This window comes from Mycobacterium sp. SM3041 (genome assembly GCF_039668335.1).
GTDB lineage: Bacteria > Actinomycetota > Actinomycetes > Mycobacteriales > Mycobacteriaceae > Mycobacterium.
In genome coordinates this window covers 1-1,364 of the sequence record NZ_JAYXBQ010000019.1, presented here as the reverse complement: position 1 = coordinate 1,364, position 1,364 = coordinate 1, and the positions used below count along the sequence as shown (strand labels likewise).

Below are 1,364 nucleotides of genomic sequence, written 5' to 3'. Positions count from 1 at the left end.
TCACAGCCCGGGAACATGCACGTCATGGCCCGCACCCGCACGAACTCATCCATCGCCGCCGACGGCCGATACCGCGGCACCGCGTCCAGATCCGCAGCCGAAGCCACGGTGCGCACTTTCGCACCGCGGGCCACCAGATCAGCCAGCACCGCCGGGGGCACCACACCACCGCCGAGGACATAACCGACCGGGGTGCGCACCGGCGCCGGAGGTTTAGCGGAAGTCGGGACCGGCGGGTGCGCCGCATGAGCGCCGGGGGTGGGCGCCGACTCAGCCGCCGGAGCAGGTGTATGCGCGGGTCTGCTGGCCGGCACTGGCGCGGACGTGCTGTCGCCGGCCCGTTCGTCCCCAGCAGGGGTCGGGGTTTCGGCAGACTGCGAATCGGTCGCCGGTGCAGGCGTGGGCTCGGGCACGGGATCAGGTTCAGCGGTGAAGAAATCCTCGGGCTCGGGCCCGGGTGTGAACACCGGCTCAGACGCCGACCCGGTCGATGCCGGAGTCGGGGGCGCGGCCGGGTCCCCACTGAGCAGTGGATCCGCCACCGGCGTCGGCAGCTGATCGGTGAGCACATGAATCACCACCGCCGCCGCCCGCGCATCAGGCCCAGCGGCCGGGCAATCGGGATTGCCGCACTGGCACGCGAGCCGATCCCCACGGGCCGCCAGCACCCCCAGGGCGTCAGCCCGCCGCTGCCCGAACGTGCGCGGATCGTCATCGCACACCTGCCGGGCCATCTCGTTCAGCACCCGATCCAGCAACTCGGCGTCGGTGGCCAGCAGCGCACCCCAGATCGAGGCCACCCCGGTCTCATCATCGGGCTTGCCGACCCCGACCCCACGCCGGCGGGCAGCCGAGCGCACCTTGATCACCGCGGCCGGGTCGAACTTCTGCACCCAGCCGTCGATCTTGCGTTCAATCTTCTTGCGGGACAATCCCGCCCACTCCGACAGCGCCCCCGCCAACGCAACATCGATCACCGCCAGCGTATTGGGATCCTCCACCAAACGGGTGCGCCAGCAGATCGTCCCGACCGTCCGCGCCGACACCCCACCGTCGGCGAACACCGCCGCCACCCGAGGTAGCCGGAAGCGCAACGCGACCGCAATCGACAACTGCCCCGACGCTTCACGCTTCCCGATACCCAGCGCCGCACCGACCTCGGCGACCGCAGCATCCCAACCATCACAGGCCCACCACTGCCGGCCATCTTCGTCATCGACACGCAACGCCACCAGATCAGCGATCGCCCGAAACTTCCCGCACTCCGCGACATGCGACACCCGCGCGAAATGCACCACCGCATCGACCACAGAGGCATCGTGAACCAGCACACCACCGGCCCCGACACCCACATGTTCGAACAT

Annotated in this window: 1 protein-coding gene; it reads right to left on the bottom strand. The window is 69.9% G+C overall.

From position 1 onward, the window contains the following. Positions 1 to 1,310 (bottom strand): DUF222 domain-containing protein (locus tag VXD91_RS05610; RefSeq protein WP_346414886.1); only part of this gene is annotated, 1,310 nt, incomplete at its 3' end. Positions 1,311 to 1,364: the final 54 nt, after the last annotated feature.